The organism is Microbacterium sp. RU33B (assembly GCF_900155915.1).
GTDB lineage: Bacteria > Actinomycetota > Actinomycetes > Actinomycetales > Microbacteriaceae > Microbacterium.
The window spans coordinates 776,777-791,961 of the sequence record NZ_FTPO01000002.1 but is presented as its reverse complement, the minus strand read 5'-3'; the positions used below and the strand labels follow the sequence as shown (position 1 = coordinate 791,961).

At 70.5% G+C, this 15,185-nt stretch carries 15 protein-coding genes; 7 read left to right on the top strand and 8 right to left on the bottom strand.

Translation table 11 applies throughout. From position 1 onward, the window contains the following. The first annotated feature begins 32 nt into the window (after positions 1-32). The 3 genes from B0B14_RS13285 to B0B14_RS13275 all read left to right on the top strand — a co-directional run bounded on the left by B0B14_RS13285 (position 33) and on the right by B0B14_RS13275 (position 3,919). Positions 33-2,069, top strand: a complete 2,037-nt coding sequence (locus tag B0B14_RS13285; RefSeq protein WP_076682531.1) for a bifunctional rhamnulose-1-phosphate aldolase/short-chain dehydrogenase — start codon at positions 33-35, stop codon at positions 2,067-2,069. Beyond that, entirely contained in the window at positions 2,066-3,490 is a 1,425-nt protein-coding gene (locus B0B14_RS13280) for a rhamnulokinase (protein ID WP_076682529.1), read from the top strand. The genes B0B14_RS13285 and B0B14_RS13280 overlap by 4 nt, the downstream gene beginning before the upstream one ends. Positions 3,491-3,574: 84 nt before the next feature. Further along, positions 3,575-3,919, top strand: a complete 345-nt coding sequence (locus B0B14_RS13275) for a protein-L-isoaspartate carboxylmethyltransferase (RefSeq protein ID WP_076682527.1) — start codon at positions 3,575-3,577, stop codon at positions 3,917-3,919. Positions 3,920-3,950: 31 nt separating this feature from the next. Here the strand turns inward: B0B14_RS13275 and B0B14_RS13270 are convergent, their stop codons facing one another. Together B0B14_RS13270 and B0B14_RS13265 are read right to left on the bottom strand one after the other, a co-directional pair. After that, a complete protein-coding gene (locus B0B14_RS13270) occupies positions 3,951-4,289 on the bottom strand; it encodes a hypothetical protein (protein ID WP_083710597.1) in 339 nt (112 codons plus the stop codon). Continuing rightward, a complete protein-coding gene (locus B0B14_RS13265) occupies positions 4,286-4,624 on the bottom strand; it encodes a DUF7882 family protein (RefSeq protein WP_076682525.1) in 339 nt (112 codons plus the stop codon). The genes B0B14_RS13270 and B0B14_RS13265 overlap by 4 nt, the downstream gene beginning before the upstream one ends. Positions 4,625-4,745: 121 nt before the next feature. Between B0B14_RS13265 and B0B14_RS13260 the strand changes: the two genes are divergently transcribed. Then, entirely contained in the window at positions 4,746-5,216 is a 471-nt protein-coding gene (locus tag B0B14_RS13260) for a MarR family winged helix-turn-helix transcriptional regulator (protein WP_076682524.1), read from the top strand. 6 nt (positions 5,217-5,222) lie between these two features. Here the strand turns inward: B0B14_RS13260 and B0B14_RS13255 are convergent, their stop codons facing one another. Next, positions 5,223-5,717 (bottom strand): MarR family winged helix-turn-helix transcriptional regulator, encoded by a 495-nt coding sequence (locus B0B14_RS13255; RefSeq protein WP_076682770.1) that lies wholly within the window; start codon positions 5,715-5,717, stop codon positions 5,223-5,225. 92 nt (positions 5,718-5,809) lie between these two features. On the opposite strand from B0B14_RS13255, the gene B0B14_RS13250 reads away from it, so the two are divergent. After that, positions 5,810-7,441 carry a DHA2 family efflux MFS transporter permease subunit gene (locus tag B0B14_RS13250; protein WP_076682522.1) on the top strand — a complete coding sequence of 544 codons (1,632 nt, stop codon included), beginning with the start codon at positions 5,810-5,812 and terminating at the stop codon, positions 7,439-7,441. Between the two features lie 179 nt (positions 7,442-7,620). Next, positions 7,621-7,749 (top strand): hypothetical protein, encoded by a 129-nt coding sequence (locus B0B14_RS16810; RefSeq protein WP_256714385.1) that lies wholly within the window; start codon positions 7,621-7,623, stop codon positions 7,747-7,749. A gap of 9 nt (positions 7,750-7,758) precedes the next feature. Here the strand turns inward: B0B14_RS16810 and B0B14_RS13245 are convergent, their stop codons facing one another. The 3 genes from B0B14_RS13245 to B0B14_RS13235 are packed head-to-tail and all read right to left on the bottom strand — an operon-like array spanning position 7,759 to position 11,212. Then, the gene (locus B0B14_RS13245) at positions 7,759-8,604 is read right to left on the bottom strand and encodes a transglutaminase family protein (RefSeq protein WP_076682520.1); all 846 of its coding nucleotides are present in this window, start codon (positions 8,602-8,604) and stop codon (positions 7,759-7,761) included. Next, complete coding sequence (locus B0B14_RS13240) at positions 8,601-9,533, bottom strand: alpha-E domain-containing protein (RefSeq protein WP_076682518.1); 933 nt, start codon at positions 9,531-9,533, stop codon at positions 8,601-8,603. The genes B0B14_RS13245 and B0B14_RS13240 overlap by 4 nt, the downstream gene beginning before the upstream one ends. Beyond that, entirely contained in the window at positions 9,527-11,212 is a 1,686-nt protein-coding gene (locus B0B14_RS13235) for a circularly permuted type 2 ATP-grasp protein (protein ID WP_076682516.1), read from the bottom strand. Before B0B14_RS13235 ends, B0B14_RS13240 begins: the two co-directional genes overlap by 7 nt. 134 nt (positions 11,213-11,346) lie before the next feature. On the opposite strand from B0B14_RS13235, the gene B0B14_RS13230 reads away from it, so the two are divergent. After that, positions 11,347-12,957, top strand: a complete 1,611-nt coding sequence (locus B0B14_RS13230) for a molybdopterin-dependent oxidoreductase (RefSeq protein ID WP_076682514.1) — start codon at positions 11,347-11,349, stop codon at positions 12,955-12,957. A 42-nt stretch (positions 12,958-12,999) separates the two neighbouring features. Here the strand turns inward: B0B14_RS13230 and rocD are convergent, their stop codons facing one another. Next, complete coding sequence (rocD, locus tag B0B14_RS13225; protein WP_076682512.1) at positions 13,000-14,223, bottom strand: ornithine--oxo-acid transaminase; 1,224 nt, start codon at positions 14,221-14,223, stop codon at positions 13,000-13,002. Then, entirely contained in the window at positions 14,220-15,095 is an 876-nt protein-coding gene (ddaH, locus tag B0B14_RS13220) for a dimethylargininase (protein ID WP_076682510.1), read from the bottom strand. Before ddaH ends, rocD begins: the two co-directional genes overlap by 4 nt. Positions 15,096-15,185 lie beyond the last annotated feature (90 nt).

Below are 15,185 nucleotides of genomic sequence, written 5' to 3'. Positions count from 1 at the left end.
CTTCCCGCATCCGTCACCGAAGGACACCACGCATGACCAACCCCGCCGCCGCCGATCTCCTCGCGCGCTCGCATCGACTGGGCGCCGACCCGAAGAACACGAACTACGCCGGCGGCAACACGTCGGCCAAAGGCACCGAGACCGACCCCGTCACCGGCGAGCCCGTCGAGCTGATGTGGGTGAAGGGATCGGGCGGCGACCTCGGCACACTGAAGGAGGAGGGCCTCGCGGTGCTCCGCCTCGACCGTCTCCGCGCGCTCGTGGGCGTGTACCCGGGTCTCGACCGCGAAGACGAGATGGTCGCCGCATTCGACTACTGCCTGCACGGCAAGGGCGGAGCCGCACCGTCGATCGACACCGCGATGCATGGCCTCGTCGATGCCGCCCACGTCGACCACCTGCACCCGGACTCGGGCATCGCGATCGCGACCGCCGCCGACGGCGCCGAGCTGACGCCGACGATCTTCGGAGAGAAGGTCGTGTGGGTGCCGTGGCGTCGGCCCGGCTTCCAGCTCGGCCTGGACATCGCCGAGATCAAGGCGCAGCATCCGCAGGCGATCGGCTGCATCCTCGGCGGTCACGGCATCACCGCGTGGGGAGACACGTCGGACGAGGCAGAGGCCAACTCGCTGTGGATCATCGAGACCGCGCAGGCCTATCTCGACGCGAACGGGTCGCCGACGCCGTTCGGCGACGTGCGCCCCGGCTTCGAGGCCCTCCCCGACGAGGCGCGACGAGCGAAGGCGGCGGCACTGGCTGCCACGATCCGCGGTCTCGCGTCGACCGACAAGCCCATGGTGGGCCACTTCACCGATTCCGACGTGGTGCTGGACTTCCTCGCATCGTCGCGCGCCCCCGAACTGGCGGCGCTCGGCACGAGCTGCCCCGATCACTTCCTCCGCACGAAGGTCAAGCCGCTCCTGCTCGACCTTCCCGCCGACGCGACGGTCGAGGAATCCGTCGCGCGCGTGAAGGAGCTGCACGCCGAGTACCGCGCCGACTACCAGGCCTACTACGACGCGCACGCGACCGCGGACTCGCCGGCCATCCGCGGCGCCGATCCGCTCATCGTGCTCGTGCCGGGTGTCGGCATGTTCTCGTACGGCGCGAACAAGCAGACGGCCCGCGTCGCGGGGGAGTTCTACGTGAACGCGATCAACGTGATGCGCGGCGCGGAGTCGGTCTCCACGTACTCCCCCATCTCGGATGCCGAGAAGTTCGCCATCGAGTACTGGGCTCTCGAAGAGGCGAAGCTGCAGCGGATGCCGAAGCCCAAGACCCACCAGGGGCGCATCGCGTTCGTGACCGGCGCGGCCTCGGGCATCGGCAAGGCCATCGCCACCCGTCTGGCCGCCGAGGGCGCGTGCGTCGTCGTCGCCGACCTCGATCTCGAGAAGGCGCAGGCCGCCGCGGCCGAGCTCGGGGGCACGGATGTCGCCGTCGGCGTCGCCGCGAACGTCGCCGACGCCGCGGGCGTGCAGGCCGCGATCGACGCGACCGTGCTGGCGTTCGGCGGGGTGGACCTCGTCGTCAACAACGCCGGCCTGTCGCTGAGCAAGCCGCTGCTGGAGACCACCGAGAAGGACTGGGACCTCCAGCACGACGTCATGGCCAAGGGATCGTTCCTCGTCTCGAAGGCCGCCGCGCGCGTGCTCATCGACCAGGGCATGGGCGGCGACGTCATCTACATCTCGTCGAAGAACTCCGTCTTCGCCGGGCCCAACAACATCGCGTACTCGGCGACCAAGGCCGACCAGGCCCACCAGGTGCGCCTGCTGGCGGTCGAGCTCGGCGAGCACGGCGTCAAGGTCAACGGCATCAACCCCGACGGCGTCGTGCGCGGATCGGGCATCTTCGCCGCCGGATGGGGCGCCAACCGCGCCGCGACGTACGGTGTCGAGGAGAAGGACCTCGGACAGTTCTACGCGAACCGCACGATCCTCAAGCGCGAGGTCGTGCCCGAGAACGTCGCCGACGCCGTCTACGTGCTCACGGGGCCCGAGCTCTCGCGCACCACCGGCCTGCACATCCCGGTCGACTCCGGCGTCGCCGCGGCGTTCCTGCGATGACGACGGGAACCGTCGCCGCGATCGATCTCGGCGCCACGAGCGGACGCGTCATCATCGGCCGCGTCGGCCCCGACACGCTCGCGACCGAGACCGTCGCGCGGTTCCCCAACGACCCCGTGCCCACGATCGACGGGCTCCACTGGGACATCCTGTCGCTGTACGGCGCCGCGCTGAACGGCCTGCGCGACGCGTTCCGGGCGGAGCCCGGCATCCGCAGCGTCGGGGTGGACGCGTGGGCCGTCGACTACGGGCTCCTGCGCGACGGGCGCCTGCTCGGCAACCCGCTGCACTACCGCGACGACCGCACCGCGCGCGGCGTCGCGGCCGTGCACGAGCGGATGCCGCACGCCGAGCTGTTCGAGCGCAACGGCCTGCAGTTCCTGCCGTTCAACACCCTCTACCAATTCGCCGCCGAAGAGCGCGACATCCTCGCGTTCGCCGACCAGGCGCTGCTCATCCCCGACCTGATCGGCTACTGGCTCACCGGTGGCGCGCGCGCCGAGGTCACCAACGCGTCCACGACCGGACTCCTGCGCACCCTCGACCACCGCTGGGACGATGCGCTCGTCGCGGCGCTGGACCTGCCGCGCGGCATCCTTCCTCCGCTCATCGCGCCCGGTGAGACCCTCGGCGCGCTGCGCGCCGACGTCGCCGCGTCGCTCGGCGCACCCTCGAACGTGACGGTCACCGCCGTCGGGTCGCACGACACGGCGTCCGCTGTGGTCGCCGTGCCGATGCAGGCGGATGCCGCCGCCTACATCTCGTGCGGCACGTGGGGCCTCGTCGGAGTCGAGGTCGACCGTCTGGTCCTGACGCCGGAGGCCCTCGCAGCGAACTTCACCAACGAGGGCGGCGTCGACGGACGCGTCCGTCTGCTGCACAACGTCATGGGGCTCTGGGTGCTCAGCGAGACTGTCCGCGGGTGGGAGCGCACCGAGGGCCACCGCATCGATCTGCCGACTCTGCTCGACTCGGCACGGGAGGTCGACCCATCGCGCGTGCCGCTGTTCGACGTCAACGATCCGCGCTTCCTCCCGCCCGGCGACATGCCCTCCCGCATCGACGCGTGGTGCGCCGAACACGACCTCGCCGCCCCGCGCACCCGCGCCGAGTACACGCGATCGATCGTGGAGTCGCTCGCACAGGCGTTCGCGGAGTCGGCCCTCGAAGCCGGCCGGATCGGCGGAGTGGACGTGCGCACGATCCACATCGTGGGCGGCGGCTCGCTCAACGAGCTGCTCTGTCAGCGCACCGCCGATCGGGCCGGACTCCCGGTGCTCGCCGGACCCGTCGAGGCCACGGCGCTGGGCAACGTGCTCGTGCAGGCCCGCGCGCTCGGACTCGTGTCGGGAACCCTCGAGTCGCTGCGCGATCTCGTCGCGCGCACGCATCGGCCGCGGAGATTCGATCCGCACGCGTGAGCCCGCCGCTCGTCCGGAGAACCCCAGGATGACCGCATAATGGAGAGGTGCCCCCCGGCACGGAGAGTGCCAAGGTGATCTGACATGCCCTATCGCGATCAGGCGACGGTGAATGCATGGGTGCGGGACTTCCTCGCGGCGAACCCCGACATCCACTCCGAGATCTCGGTGCTCGAGAAGGACTACGTGTCGGGCCCCGAGTCGGGACTCGTCGCGGTCGCCATGCGCCACGCGTCGACCGTGACCTACATCCAGGCCGTGGTCCGCGACGACCACCCGACGTGGATCGTGACGTTCGAAGCCCGCCCCGACAGCTTCGACCTCGACGCCGTCGGCGTCTCCCGCCTCGCGGAAGAGCTGTCGACGATCGCGCGCATCGCCCTCTTCCTCCAGGACCAGACCGACCTCGTGGTCGAGCAGCGGGCGTGACGCCCCGCGGCGCGGCGCACGGCCGACGAGCCTAGAAGAGCGCGAGCGCCCCCGCGCTCACGAACAGGCCGACAGCCACCGCACCGGTCGCCGTCGCCAGCGACCACACGGCGCGGGTGGCTTTGGTCGGCTCGGGCCAGGTCACTCCGCGGGCGACGTCGACGACCGCTCGCTGGGCAGCCTCGAGGGTCGCGTAGCGGCCGAGCGCGGTCGAACGACCGTCGAAGGCCACGTGGATGCCCGCGGCTGTCACATCCACCGAGCCGACGAACTCCCCGCCGCGCGAGGCGACGTGGAAGCCGTCGTCGACGGTGCTCCACGTGACTCCGCCGGTGGGAGCGAAGATCGAGGTGATCGCCGGGGCGCTCACGCCGCACGCTCCAGGTGCCGCCGTTCGGCCACGGGGGCGACCATCGACGCCAGGTCGAGGGTCACGCCTCCCGTCGCCATGGCGCTCTGGGCGAGCTCTTCGAGGAGCTTGCGGTCGAGCACCTCGGGCGCCGCCGAGTCGAATTCGAACCGGAACGGGATCGAGGGGTGCACCCAGATCATCGACCGGCCGTCGTCGTCGTCCTCGCCGTGACGCCACGAGACCGTGAAGCTCTCGGACCGGCGGAGCTTCGAGGTCATGAGCACGCGCAGATGGGCGAGCATCCGATCGGGGAACTCGATGGAGTCGTTCCCGCCGTAATGAAGACGTCCCACGTCGATCCCTTCGCCCGTTCGGTAAGTTGATTGCTAGGTTAGTCATGAAGTAAGTAGTTCGTCAAACTAGATACTTGTGAACCTGTATCATTGTCGACGGAACGAGTGCGGAGGTGAGCACATGAGCACGAACGACACGTCGCAGACGACGGAGGACGTCGTCGCCGCGTACCACCGGCTGCGGTCTGCGGAGGCGTCGCGACAGGCGCGCGTCCGATCGGCCACCGGCCTCGGCGACAACGAGCTCAAGGTCCTGAGGCTCCTCCTGAGCGAGGGCGAGAGCGGTCACGCCGTGATGCCGAGCGAGATCTCCCGGCACCTCGGGGTCTCCTCTGCCTCCACCACTGCTCTCCTCGACCGACTGGAGCGAGCGGGCTCGCTCGAGCGCGTCAGCCACCCGACCGACCGGCGCAGCATCCTCGTCGCCCCGACCGCAGCCGCGGAAGCCGCGCTCGCCGACGCACTCGGAGAGCACGAGCGCGCGCTGCACGATGCCGCCGCGCGCCTCGACGCCTCCGGGCGCCGAGCCGTCGTCGAGTTCCTCGAGTCGGTCGCCGCCGAAGCAGAGCCCGCCACGGCGACGCGAGGCTGACGCGGCTCAGGCGTCGATCTCGTCGACCGCGGCCTCCATCGCGGCGAGGAAGGCGACCACGGTCCGCCGGTCGTCCTCACTCATCCCCCGCACGACCTCCATCATCCGGGTGTGCATCGTGGAGAGCGTGTGACGGATCTCCAGATCCGACTTCTCGGTCGGTTCGATGATGACGCTGCGGCGGTCCTCCGGATTGGCGGAGCGGGCGATGTGCCCGCTCTTCTCGAGGCGATCCAGCAGCGCGGTCGTCGACGCCGACGTGATGCCGAGGTGGCGTGAGACGACGGCGGGAGTGACGAGTTCGCCACCGGACTGAGCGCGCATCAGGAACCGCAGCAGGAGGAGCTCGTTCTCTCCCATGTCCATCGCCTGGCGAGTGCGGCGGCGCATCGCCACCTCTGCCGCGCGATACGAGCGCAGAGCCTCCATCACCGACACCGCCGGCGCATCCCGCTCCTCGGTGTACCAGTACGGCTCCCCCGCCGTGTGCTTTCCGTTCATCGCTCCCATTTTCCCCCGGACACCCTCCCTCCGGCGTGAGATCGACGGAATCAGCGATACCGGATGCGCAGATAGCTAGATAAGCTAGCGAAATGGTTCAGGGCTCCCGCCGCCGATGGATCGGCCTGGTCTTCATCAGCATCGCCGTCGCGCTCATCATCGTCGACTCCACGATCGTCAACGTGGCGATCCCCGCCATCGTCGACGACCTCGGCATCACATCGACCCAGGTCCAGTGGGTGCAGGAGGCGTACACGCTCGTCTTCGCCTCACTCCTGCTCGTGTGCGGCAGCATCGCCGACCGCGTCGGCCGTCGACGGATGCTGATCTCCGGCGTCGTCGTCTTCACGATCGCGTCGATCGGCGCGGCGCTCGCGCCCACGGGCGACCTGCTCATCCTCGCGCGGTTCGTCCAGGGCGTCGGCGGCTCGATGATCCTCCCCACGACGCTGTCGCTGCTCAACGCGTCGTTCCGCGGACGGGAGCGCGGCATCGCGTTCGCCGTCTGGGGCTCCACGATCGGCGGCATGGCGGCCGTCGGCCCCCTCCTCGGCGGCTGGCTCACGACGTCGTTCTCGTGGCACTGGGCGTTCGGCATCAACATCCCGCTGGGCATCCTGATCGTCGTCGGCGTGCTCCTCACGGTCGACGAGTCCCGCGGAGACGGCACCGGCATCGACGTCGTGGGCGCCCTGCTGTCGATCGTGGCGATGGCGGCGCTCGTGTTCGCCCTCATCGAGGGTCGCTCGTACGGGTGGTGGGGAACCGAGAAGAGCCTCGTCATCGGCGGATGGACGTGGCCGTGGGACATCTCACCCGTGCCGATCGCGTTCGCCGTCGCCGCGGTCGGCATCACCGCGTTCATCGTGTGGGGCCTGCAGCGCCGGCGCCGGGGCCGGCCGACCCTCATCGCCTTCGGGCTGTTCGGCATCCCGTCCTTCCGCAACGGCAACATCGCCGCGCTCGTCGTCTCGCTCGGCGAGTTCGGCATCATCCTCGCCCTGCCGTTGTGGCTGCAGTTCGCGCTGGGGTTCGAGGCGGTGCAGACCGGCCTCATCCTCCTGGCGCTGGCCCTCGGCTCGTTCGTCGCGAGCGGACTGGCAGGCGCTCTCAGCGGCCGGCTCTCCGCCGTCTGGATCGTGCGCCTGGGCCTTCTGGCCGAGATGATCGGCGTGGCCTGGGTCGCCTGGGTCATCGCGCCGGATGCCTCGTGGGGTCCGCTCATCCCGGCCCTCTTCGTCTACGGCATCGGCGTGGGGCTGGCGACGGCGCAGCTGACCGGTGTCGTGCTGGCCGACGTCCCCGTGACGGAAGGCGGTCAGGCATCCGGCACCCAGTCGACGGCCCGCCAGCTCGGCGCCGCCCTCGGCATCGCGATCCTCGGCACCGTGCTGTTCACCACCACCGCAACGGCCCTCGCGACGCGGCTCGACGACCGCGGCATCCCCGCCGATCAGCGCGACCAGGTGGTGTCGGCCGTCGTCGACAGCGCCGGCGGCGCGATCGCCGGACTGGAGCAGTCGCCCGAGACGGCCCCGCTCGCCGACGACGCGAAGGCCGCGCTCTCCGACGGCACGAAGTGGGCGAGCATCACCGCAGCCGGCTTCCTCGCCTTCGGCCTCCTCGCGACGCTCTCGCTGGGTTCGGGACGCCGCCCCGACCACGACGAGGCCGACCCTCCCGCCAAAGCCACCGGCGCCGCCGAAGGCGCCGCCGCGAGCTGACTCCGCGGTCGCGCGTCGGTCTTCCTCCGGCTGGCGTCGAGAACCGTAGGAGGAACGCGAGAAATCCGACCGCTCCACCGGCGCCCCGGCGATTCCTCCCACGGTTCTCGACACCGCGGCACACCGACGACGGTGTCAACCCCCTCCGCAGCACGCGGAGCCCGCCGTAGCGTCGAACCATGGACCGCGAACGCGAGCAGGACGCCCCCCTCGGCGGCGACGAGACGACCGAAGACCAGCTGGAGGCCGACAACCCGGCGGAAGAGGAGACGCTCAAGCTGCTCGACCCGGACTCCCCGCCCGCCTGAACCAGGAGGTCACGCCTCGCGCGTGATCGTCACCTTCACGTTGACCTGTCCCTTGAACGGACCCGCGTACACCCCGCGCAGCGGCGGCACGTCGTTGTAGTCGCGCCCCCGGCCCACCAGCACATGGCGGTCGCCGATCTCGGTGTTGTTCGTCGGGTCGAAGCCCTGCCACTCCCCCGAGAACCATTCGACCCACGCGTGCGACTCCCCGGCGACGGCGACGCCGACCTCGGGCTCGCGCGACGGGTGCAGGTAGCCCGAGACGTAGCGGGCGGGGATGCCCACTTCGCGCAGCGCGCCCAGCGTGATGTGCGCGATGTCCTGGCATACGCCCTTGCCGGCCTCCCACGCCTCGGCCGCGGTGGAGTGCACGCCCGTGACGCCGAAGACGTACTCGACCGCGTCGCCGATCGCGATGGCGATCGCGTGGGCGGCGTGACCCGGAGTGTCGTGCTGCGCCGCGATCGAGCGGGCGAGCTGGGCGACCTCGGGGTGCGGCTGCGTGCGCGCCGTCTGGGTCAGCTGCTCGACGGTCTCGATCGAGCGATCGATCTCGGCCTGCAGCTCGTCCCACGAGATGTCGGTGTGCTCGAGCGGGCGCGGACGCACCTCGACCAGCGACCGCGCCGTGATCTTCAGCTCCGTGTGCGGCGAGAGCACGTCGAACGCCGCGACGCGCGTGCCGAAGTAGTCGACGTACTGGTTCACCGACGTCGACGGCTCGATGTCGAGCTGCGAGCTGAGGACGAACTGACTGTCGGTCGACCCGGGGAGCATGCGCGCCTCGTTGTACGACGCCGAGACATCGCCCGGGTACGAGAAGCCGGTGGCGTGCTCGATGCGCAGGCGCTTCATGAGATCTCTCCGATCCAGCTCGGTTCGGCTTGCGTGGGGAAGAAGCGCTGACGGATCGCCTCGGATGCCTCGCGGGTCACCTTCTGCACGCGGTCCATGTGCGTCGGCAGCTCGTGCAGGATCTCGCTGATCGGCCGGTACTCGAGGTCGTTGCGGATCTGTCCCAGCGCCCGCAGCACGGTGTTGGAGTGTCCGACGCGGTCGGCGCGGGGGTCGATCGCGCTCATGCAGTCCTCCGCGCGCTGCACCGAGTACACGATCGAGCGCGGGAACAGTCGGTCCAGCAGCAGGAACTCTGCGGCGTTGCGCGCGCTCGGCATCCCGCGGTACGTCCGCAGGTACGCCTCGTACGCGCCGCACGAGCGCAGGATCGTGGTCCACGAGGGTCCGGATGCCTCGGTGAGCGACCGGGTCGCGAGCATCCGCGCCGTCATGTCGGCGCGTTCGATGCTGCGACCGAGGCTGAAGAACTGCCAGGCCTCATCACGGCTCGTGGAGGAATCCACGATGCCGACGGCGAGCGCCGAGCGCTCGCGCACCCACTGGAAGAACTCGTGCACCTTCTCGTTGTTGATGCGCCGCGGCATCCGGGCATTGGTCGTGTTGAGGCACTCCCACAGCTCGGTGCTGACGATCTCGCGCGCACGGCGGGCGTTCTCGCGCGACGCGTTCAGCGCGTAGGCGATGCTCGACGGGTTGGTGCGGTCGACGGCCAGCCGGGCGAGCACGTCTTCGCGCGTGACGGACTCGAGGCCTTCGGGAGGCACCGATCCCATGACGGAGATGAGCGAGCGGCACGCGGTGTCTTCGTCGATCCACGGGTCCTCGAGGAGGAGTTGGAGGTGCACGTCGAGGATGCGGGCGGTGCCGTCGGAGCGCTCGATGTAGCGGCCGATCCAGAACAGCGACTCGGCGATGCGGCTCAGCATCCCGCCACCCCCTCGTCGTCGCGCGCCTGCTGCTGCTGCTCCTGCTGCTCCTGGCGGCCGCCCGCGAGATCCTGCGGGGAGTGGGCCGGAGGCGGCTGGTCGTCGTAGATGATCGGGATCGCGGCCGTCTCCGGCGCGGCCTGGTCGGCGACGAGCCCTGCGAGCCCGCCACCCTGGCCGTACTCGACGTGGCCCGGAGCCGAGCCGCCGACGATCCACGTGTCCTTCGACCCGCCGCCCTGGCTCGAGTTCACGACGAGCTGTCCTTCGGGGAGCGCGACACGGGTGAGACCGCCGGGGAGCACCCAGATGTCTTCGCCGTCGTTGACCGCGAACGGCCGCAGGTCGGCGTGCCGGGGCCGCATCCCCTCCTCCACGAGCGTCGGGATCGTCGAGAGCATCACGACCGGCTGCGCGATCCACCCGCGAGGGTCGGCCCTGAGCCGCTTGCGGAGCTTGTCGAGCTCGGCGGGAGAGGCATCCGGCCCCACCACGAGGCCCTTGCCGCCCGAACCGTCGACGGGCTTGACCACGAGCTCGGGCAGACGGTCGAGAACCTCCTCGAGGGCTCCCGGATCCTCGAGGCGCCACGTGTCGACGTTCTTGAGGATCGGCTCCTCGGCGAGGTAGTAGCGGATCAGGTCGGGCACGTACGTGTAGAGGAGCTTGTCGTCGGCGACGCCGTTGCCCACCGCGTTGGCGATCGTCACGTTGCCCAGGCGCGCCGCGAGCATGAGGCCCGGCGCCCCCAGCATCGAATCGGCGCGGAACGACAGCGGGTCGAGGAAGTCGTCGTCGACGCGGCGGTAGATCACGTCGACGCGCTTCGGCCCGCGCGTCGTGCGCATGAACACCTTGCCGCCCACGCACAGCAGGTCGCGACCCTCGACGAGCTCGATGCCCATGAGGCGCGCGAGGAGCGTGTGCTCGAAGTACGCGGAGTTGTAGACGCCGGGGGTCAGGACGACCACGTTGGGATCTTCGATGCCGGCGGGGGCGGATGCGCGCAGGGCCGCGAGGAGCTTGTTGGGGTAGTCGCCGACGGGCCGCACGCGCATCGAGACGAACAGCTCGGGGAGCGTCTGGGCCATGACGCGGCGGTTGGAGATCACGTAGCTGACGCCGGAGGGCACGCGCACGTTGTCTTCGAGCACGCGCATCTCGCCGTGCTCGTCGCGGATCAGGTCGATGCCCGACACCTGGATGCGCACGCCGTTGGCGGAGTGGATGCCGGCCGCCTGCCGGTAGAAGTACTGGCTCGAGGCGATGAGCCCCGCCGGGAGGACGCCGTCGCGCACGCAGTGCTGGTGACCGTACGTGTCGTCGAGGAACGCCTCGAGCGCGCGGACGCGCTGCTTGACGCCCGCCTCGACCCGCGACCACTCGTCATAGTCGATGATGCGGGGCACCGCGTCGAGCGGGAACGGCCGTTCCTCACCCGCGAAGTCGAACGTGACGCCCTGGGCGAGGTACGAGCTGGCGAGCGACTCCGTGCGCCCGCGCAGCTCCTCCTGGGTCATCTGCGCGAGGGCCTGATAGAGCTCGCGATACGCCTTGCGCGACTCCGCCGGCGATCCGGGACTCTCGGGGAGGCCGAACATCTCGTCGAACGCCGGGATGCCCGACGCCGTCTTGCGCGGCGCCAGAGTGGAGCCGTATCCATCGAACAGGTCGCCCATGACATGAGCCTAGTCGGGGCCGTGTTGCGTGAGTGTTTCGACTTCCGGAGCGCGACGTGCGGCAGATCTCACGAAGTCATGACGGATGCCGCACCGCACGCCTCGGGCCGTGCGGCCGGACGTACGCTGGGGTCGTGACCGATGCTCCGCGCTCCCCCGGTGTCGTCGCCCCCGCCGCCGCGGGGGTCGCCGCCGTCGCCCTCGGCGCCGGTCTCGGCGAACTCGTGTCGGGCATCTTCGCCCCCGCGGCGAGTCCGTTCGCCGTCATCGGCGGCGCGCTGATCGACGCCGCTCCGTCGTGGGCGAAGGATGCCGCGATCGCGCTCTTCGGCACCGCCGACAAGGTCGCCCTGCTCGTCGGCATCGGCATCGTGCTGCTGATCGTCGCCGGCGTCGCCGGCTGGCTCGAGGCCCGGAAGGCCCCGTGGGGACGCGTCATCGTCCTCGCGCTGGGCGCCGTCGGCGCGGTGGTCGCGATGACGCGGGCGGAGGCATCCACCCTCTCCTGGCTCCCCTCGGTCGTGGCGGGAGTGACCGGAGCAGCAGCGCTGATGTGGCTCGTCCGGCTCGTGCTGCGGCGGGGCCCGGCGCGCGCAACTCCTCAGGAATCGGCGGCTCCCGGCGTGGCGGAGTCCGACACGCCCGACGCCGCACCGCCCGTGCTGAGCAGCGCGCGCCCCGACCGGCGGAGCTTCCTGATCTGGTCGGGCGTGGCGACGGGCGTCGGCGTCGCCGCCGCGTTCGCCGGCTCGGCGCTGCGGGCGGGCAGCCGGTCGGTGACCGTCATCCGCGACGTGCTGACCCTTCCGCGCGCGACGGGCACCGCTCCCGCCGTACCGGCGTCGGCCGACTTCGGCATCGACGGGCTCGCGCCGGTCATCACGCCGAACGCGGACTTCTACCGGATCGACACGGCCCTCATCGCCCCGCAGATCGATCCCGCCGACTGGTCGCTGCGCATCCACGGCGACGTCGAGCAGGAGGTGACCCTCACGTGGGACGAGCTCGTCGCGCTCCCGCTCGGAGAGAGCGTCACGACGCTCGCGTGCGTGTCGAACCCCGTCGGCGGCGACCTCATCGGCACGGCCGTGTGGCTCGGCTACCCGATCAGAGAGCTCCTCGCCCGCGCGAAGCCCACGGCGGATGCCGACATGGTGCTCTCCCGCTCGATCGACGGGTTCACGGCATCCACTCCTCTCGACGTGCTCACCGACGAGCGCGACGCCGTGCTCGCGATCGGCATGAACGGCCAGCCGCTGCCGATCGAGCACGGGTTCCCGGTGCGCATGGTCGTCCCCGGGCTGTACGGCTACGTGTCGGCGACGAAGTGGGTGACCGAGCTCGAGGTCACCCGGTTCGACAAGGCGACGGCGTACTGGACCGATCGCGGCTGGTCGGAGGAGGGTCCGGTCAAGCTGCAGTCGCGCATCGACGTGCCGCGCGGACGCCAGAGCGTGCCCGCGGGCGAGACCGTCATCGCGGGCGTCGCCTGGCAGCAGCATGTGGGCGTCTCCGGCGTCGAGGTGCAGATCGACGAGGGTGCGTGGCAGCAGGCCGAACTGGCGACGCCGATCTCGGACGACACGTGGGTGCAGTGGCGCTTCGTGTGGGATGCCGTCCCCGGCGATCACACCGTGCGCAGCCGCGCCACGAGCCGGACGGGCGAAGTGCAGACCGACGTGCAGCGCGCCGTCGTGCCCAGCGGCGCGACCGGCCACCACGAGATCACGATCTCGGTGTCCTGACGACGACGCCGCGCGTCCCGCCGCCGAGACAGTTGAGGCGGGTCAGTCGGCGAGGACGAGCTTCAGCTGCTCGACGGCCCAATCGAGTTCGGTCGCGCGGATGACGAGCGGCGGCGCGATGCGGATCGTCTGGCCGTGCGTGTCCTTGACGAGCACGCCGCGCGCGAGGAGCTTCTCGGCGATCTCACGCCCCGTGCCGTACGCGGGGTCGATGTCGACGCCCGCCCACAGGCCCGCGATGCGCACCGTCGTGACGCCGTGGCCGACGAGCTCGTCGAGCTTCGCCTCGAGGTGCTCGCCGAGGGCGCTCGCGCGGCGCTGGAACTCCCCGGTGTCGAGCATCTCGACCACGCGCAGCCCCACCGCGGCCGCGAGGGGATTGCCGCCGAAGGTCGAGCCGTGCTCACCCGGTCGGATGACGCCGAGCACGTCGGCGTTTCCGACCACCGCCGAGACGGGCAGGATCCCCCCGCCGAGGGCCTTGCCGAGCAGGTAGAGGTCGGGGACGACCCCTTCGCGGTCGCACGCGAACGTCTCGCCCACGCGGCCGAGGCCCGACTGGATCTCGTCGGCGATGAACAGCACGTTGTGCCGGTCGCAGATCTCGCGCACGGCCCGCAGGTAGCCGACCGGCGGGATCACGACGCCGCCCTCGCCCTGGATCGGCTCGAGCAGCACGGCTGCCGTGTCGGGCGTGATGGCCGCCTCGATCGCGGCGGCATCTCCGAACGGCACCGAGACGAAGCCGGCCGCGTACGGGCCGAAGTCGTCGCGGGCCTGCGGGTCGTCGCTGAAGCCGACGATCGTGGTGGTGCGGCCGTGGAAGTTGCCGTTCGCCACGACGACGGTCGCGGCATCCGGGGTCACGCCCTTCACGCGGTACGCCCACGCGCGGGCGACCTTGATGCCGGTCTCGACGGCCTCCGCGCCCGTGTTCATCGGCAGCACGAGGTCTTTGCCGCACAGCTTCGCGAGCGCCGCCGCGAAGACGCCCAGCCGGTCGTTGTGGTACGCCCGGCTCGTGAGCGTGAGCCGGCCGAGCTGCTCGGTCGCCGCGGCGAGGAGCGCCGGATGCCCGTGCCCGAAGTTGAGCGCCGAATAGGCCGACAGCAGGTCGAGGTAGCGTTTGCCCTCGACATCCGTCACCCAGACGCCCTCCCCCTTGGCGATCACCACGGGGAGCGGGTGGTAGTTGTGCGCGACGTGCGCATCCTCGACGTCGATGATGCGGATCGAGCCGGTGTACAGCGAAGGGGTGGCGCTCATCGACGACCTCGCAGTTCGAGGGTGCAGCATTTGATCCCGCCGCCGCCCAGCAGCAGTTCGGAGAGATCGATCAGCACCGGGTGGTAGCCGCGTTCGCGGAGCTGGGCCTCGAAGCCCGTCGCGCGCGGCGAGATGATGACGTTGCGTCCGTCACTGGCGGAGTTGAGCCCGAAGACCGCCCCGTCGTCGTCGGACACGAGGATCGCGTCGGGGTACCGCGCGGCGAGGATCTCCTGGCTGCGCTCGTCGAACGCATGCGGGAGGTAGGCGATGTTCGCGCGCTCGACGCCACCGTCGCCCTCGACGGGATCGAGCACCGCGATCGCGGTGTCGAGGTGGTAGAACCGCGGGTCGACGAGCTGGAGCGAGACGACCTCGCGGCCGAAGACCTCGGCGACTTCGCGGTGGCTGTCGCCCGTCGAGCGGAAGCCCGTGCCCGCGAGGATCGTGTCGCCGACCAGCAGGAAGTCGCCCTCCCCCTCGTTCACCTCGACCGGTTCGACGACGTCGTAGCCGTGCGCAGCGAACCACTCCATGAACGGCCCCGCCTCGGCGGCGCGCTCCTGGTAGCGGAACTTCGGTCCGTACGCGGTGCCGTCGATCAGGAAGCCGCCGTTGGCGGTGTAGACCATGTCGGGGAGGCCCTCGACGGGGTCGATCAGGTGCACTTCGTGGCCGAGCTCGAGGTAGGTGTCGTAGAGGGTCTGCCACTGGCGCAGCGCGAGGGAGGTGTCGGTCGGGTTCGCCGGCTCCATCCACGGATTGATCGTGTAGCTCACCGTGAAGTGCTCGGGCCGGCACATCAGGTACGTGCGGCGCTGGGCGATGCGTACGGGTGCCGTGTGCTCGACCGCCACGTTGGGAAGGGACATGTTGCGCTCCTCAATTCAATGGGGATGGCGGACGCTGTCCACAGGCCCGACGGCTCCTCGATGCAGGTCGAGGGGACAGACTCGGGCACG

Excerpts from the sequence above, each read along its gene's own strand:
- B0B14_RS13285 (WP_076682531.1), top strand. The coding sequence starts at position 33 with ATGACCAACCCCGCCGCCGCCGATCTCCTCGCGCGCTCGCATCGACTG.
- B0B14_RS13280 (WP_076682529.1), top strand. The coding sequence starts at position 2,066 with ATGACGACGGGAACCGTCGCCGCGATCGATCTCGGCGCCACGAGCGGA.
- B0B14_RS13275 (WP_076682527.1), top strand. The coding sequence starts at position 3,575 with ATGCCCTATCGCGATCAGGCGACGGTGAATGCATGGGTGCGGGACTTC.
- B0B14_RS13260 (WP_076682524.1), top strand. The coding sequence starts at position 4,746 with ATGAGCACGAACGACACGTCGCAGACGACGGAGGACGTCGTCGCCGCG.
- B0B14_RS13255 (WP_076682770.1), bottom strand. The coding sequence starts at position 5,717 with ATGAACGGAAAGCACACGGCGGGGGAGCCGTACTGGTACACCGAGGAG.
- B0B14_RS13250 (WP_076682522.1), top strand. The coding sequence starts at position 5,810 with ATGGTTCAGGGCTCCCGCCGCCGATGGATCGGCCTGGTCTTCATCAGC.
- B0B14_RS16810 (WP_256714385.1), top strand. The coding sequence starts at position 7,621 with ATGGACCGCGAACGCGAGCAGGACGCCCCCCTCGGCGGCGACGAGACG.
- B0B14_RS13245 (WP_076682520.1), bottom strand. The coding sequence starts at position 8,604 with ATGAAGCGCCTGCGCATCGAGCACGCCACCGGCTTCTCGTACCCGGGC.
- B0B14_RS13240 (WP_076682518.1), bottom strand. The coding sequence starts at position 9,533 with ATGCTGAGCCGCATCGCCGAGTCGCTGTTCTGGATCGGCCGCTACATC.
- B0B14_RS13235 (WP_076682516.1), bottom strand. The coding sequence starts at position 11,212 with ATGGGCGACCTGTTCGATGGATACGGCTCCACTCTGGCGCCGCGCAAG.
- rocD (WP_076682512.1), bottom strand. The coding sequence starts at position 14,223 with ATGAGCGCCACCCCTTCGCTGTACACCGGCTCGATCCGCATCATCGAC.
- ddaH (WP_076682510.1), bottom strand. The coding sequence starts at position 15,095 with ATGTCCCTTCCCAACGTGGCGGTCGAGCACACGGCACCCGTACGCATC.